The sequence below is a fragment of the Actinotalea sp. genome, from assembly GCF_041597215.1.
GTDB lineage: Bacteria > Actinomycetota > Actinomycetes > Actinomycetales > Cellulomonadaceae > Actinotalea.
Genome location: NZ_JBFHHB010000330.1, coordinates 1 through 2640, shown reverse-complemented (window position 1 = coordinate 2640; position 2640 = coordinate 1). Strand labels below are relative to the sequence as shown.

The 2640-nt window shown below is 71.3% G+C and carries 3 protein-coding genes; 1 reads left to right on the top strand and 2 read right to left on the bottom strand.

The genetic code is table 11. From position 1 onward, the window contains the following. A partial coding sequence (locus tag ABWK99_RS15550; protein ID WP_372595595.1) for a UPF0182 family protein occupies positions 1-1250 on the bottom strand: 1250 nt, incomplete at its 3' end. A 120-nt stretch (positions 1251-1370) separates the two neighbouring features. Between ABWK99_RS15550 and ABWK99_RS15545 the strand changes: the two genes are divergently transcribed. Next, a complete protein-coding gene (locus ABWK99_RS15545; RefSeq protein WP_372595594.1) occupies positions 1371-1910 on the top strand; it encodes a PPA1309 family protein in 540 nt (179 codons plus the stop codon). Positions 1911-1943: 33 nt separating this feature from the next. Here ABWK99_RS15545 and ABWK99_RS15540 read toward each other — a convergent pair. After that, positions 1944-2640 (bottom strand): PDZ domain-containing protein (locus ABWK99_RS15540; protein WP_372595593.1); only part of this gene is annotated, 697 nt, incomplete at its 5' end.

The window sequence follows — 2640 nt, the reverse complement described above, 5'->3', positions numbered from 1 at the left end:
CCGATGACGGTGTCGCGGCTCTCGCCGTCGATCCAGTAGCGGTCGACCGAGAGGGTGTCGGCGAACCCGTAGTACTGCTTGTTCTGCTGGAGCTGGCCGAAGGACGGCGAGACGATCGCCGGGTCGAGCAGGCGGATGCTCGCCGTCGTGTCCGCGTCCTCGCGCAGGGCGCCCGCCTCGGCGACGAGCTTGGCGTCGTAGGTCGTCGTCTCGACCTCGTCGAGCCCGAAGGCGGCCTTCGTCGCGTCGATGTTGCGCTGGATGTACTCCGACTCCGCGGCCTGCTCGTTGGGCTGGACCTGGAAGCGCTGCACGACGGCGGGGTAGATCCCGCCGACGACGATCGCCGAGACGACCATGAGTCCGACGCCGACGGCGGGCACGCGCCACGTTCCGCGGAACGCGGCCCACAGGAAGGTCCCGGCCACGACGACGGCGACGCCGGCGAGGATCGCCTTGGCCGGCATCACGGCGTTCACGTCGGCGAAGGAGGCGCCGCCCTTGATCGTGTCGCCGTCGGAGGTGAGCAGGGAGTAGCGGTCCAGCCAGTAGTTCGCGCCCATCAGCAGCATGATCACCGCAGCGGTGACCCCGAGCTGGATCCGCGCAGGCCGGGTGGTCCGGTCGCCCGGCCCCTGGCCGAGCCGCACGCCGCCGTAGAGGTAGTGCGTCGCGGCACCTGCGAGTGCGGAGATGATGCCGACCGCCAGCAGGAAGGAGACGACGAACCGCAGGACCGGCAGGTCGAAGATGTAGAAGGAGAGGTCCAGGCCCCACTGGGGGTCCGTCTGCCCGAAGCTCCCACCGTGCAGGAAGAGCTGGACGTTCTGCCACTGCGCGGACGCTGCGGAACCGGCGAAGAAGCCGAGCACCGCCGGTCCGGCGATCATGACGAGGCGCCGCAGCGGCTCGATCATCTCCCGGTACTGGTCGAGAGAGGCCTGCTCCGGGGTGGACGGCGCGTAGATCGGCCGGGTGCGGTAGGCGACCGCGAGCGCGGCGAACACCGCGGCACCCATGATCACGAAGCCGAGCACGAAGAGCACCCCGCGGGTGGCCCACTCGGTGGTCAGCACCGAGGTGTACCCGAGTGCCCGGTACCAGAGCACCTCGGTCCACACCTGGGCGAGGATCATCAGCGCGATCCCGGCCGCGACCAGGATGGCGATCGTCGGGCCGAGCGCGCTGCGTCGGCCCCCGGAGGGTCCCCGCGAGGGTCGGACGGGTCGAGACGGTCGTGCAGAGCTCACAGCGGGGTTCCTCGAGTCGGCTCGGAGCAAAAGGGGTGCAACAGCAGGAGAACGGCCCCGCCTGCCCTCAGGTTCCCATACGGCGCACCGCGACGCGTGGCGGACTGCCACCATGGAGCCATGGAGCAGACCGCCACACACGCACTGGAGCTCGCCGTCCGGGAGATCGAGCGGCATGTGGCCGCCGGAGGCTGGGACGGGCCCGTGCGCGTCTTCGCCCTGGTGCGCACCGCCGACGCGCTCGCTGCGCAGCCGGGGCTCGCCAACGACCTCGAGCCCGAGGTCCTCGCCGCCGCGGAGGAGGACCGGCACCACCTGACGTCGATCGAGCAGGAGGGGCTGCCCGACGCGGACGACCTCGAGGGCCTGCTCGCGGCGCTCTCCTGGCCGCCGACCGTGCACGGTGCGGCCGTCGTGGTCGAGCGCGTCGTCCTGCCGCCCGCAGCCGAGGAGTCGATGCCCGCCGACCCGGACGAGGCGGTCGACTACCTGATGAACCACCCCGAGCGGCAGGACGTGCGCCTGGCGGTCGGCGTGCTGCGGGAGGGGACCACCTGGTGCGTCGTGCGCACCAGGAACCACGACCAGGACGACGCCGTCGCAGGAGCACCCGACCTGGTGCCGGGACTGATCGAGGCGGTCTCCGCGACGCTCAGCTGAGTCCGGGTGCGGCCGGGCCCCGCGCGGGCGACGTCAGCACCCGGGCAGGTCCGCGCCCGTACCTTCGCCGATCGCCGTCATGGCGAGGACCGCCTCGTGCAGCGTCGAGATCTTCACCACCGTGAGACCGTCCGGGACGTTCCCGACGACCTCGCTGCAATTGTCCGCCGGGGCCAGGAACCACGCTGCCCCGTCGCGATTCGCGCCGATGAGCTTCTGCTGGATCCCGCCGATCGGGCCGACGGCCCCCGTGAGGTCCATCGTCCCCGTCCCGGCGATCACCGCACCGTTGGCCTCGTCCTCGGGGGTGAGGAGGTCGACGATGCCCAGCGCGAACATCGTCCCCGCGCTGGGACCGCCGATGTCGTCGATCTCGATGGACACGTCGACCGGCAGGTCGAAGGTCGGGTCGATGAACAGCCCGAGCACCGCGCGACCCGTCCCGTCGTCCGTCGTGGTGACCTCGAGCTCGTAGGGCTCGCCGTCGCGCGTGACCCCCAGCGTGACGCTCTGGCCAGGGCCCACGACGTCCATCGCGGCGGAGAGGTCGGCGAACGACGTCAACGACAGTCCGTCGAGCGAGGTCACCACGTCCCCGGACTCCACCACGCCCTGCGCGCCGGAGCCCTCCATGGTGCTCTCGACCGTCAACGTCGTCGGCACCTCGTAGCCGAGCTCCTCGAGCGCGGAGACGGTCGCGTTCTCCTGGGAGGAGACCATGTCGGCCTGG

Bases quoted from the DNA above. Each gene is read 5' to 3' on its own strand.
- ABWK99_RS15545 (WP_372595594.1), top strand. From the start codon at position 1,371: ATGGAGCAGACCGCCACACACGCACTGGAGCTCGCCGTCCGGGAGATC.